Genomic DNA, 263 nt, shown 5'->3' on the forward strand with positions numbered 1-263 from the left:
GGACCCCGGACCGCCCGCGGCACCGGTGGGTTCTGCGGCGGTTCGTGCTGCGGCTGCCGCCCTCGAGGGCATCGACCTGGGCCCGCCGGACCGTGAACTGGTGGAGGAGCTTACCGCGCTGGAGGGTTTGAAGGCTGCCGCCGCGGCCGCGCAGGCCAGGGTGCAGGTGGCGTTGGAGGAATCGGTGCGTGCCCGCCGTGCCTGCGCCGGGGTCCCGAAAGACCGGCAGGGCGCCGGGGTTGCCGCCCAGATCGGGTTGGCCC

The 263-nt window shown here is 75.3% G+C and carries 1 pseudogene; it reads left to right on the forward strand.

The features are described from left to right. Positions 1-25: 25 nt before the first annotated feature. Positions 26-263 (forward strand): annotated as a pseudogene (locus AC5RV2_RS19275) (HNH endonuclease); the annotation flags it as partial.

It is taken from the genome of Arthrobacter sp. Y3225116 (assembly GCF_059091245.1).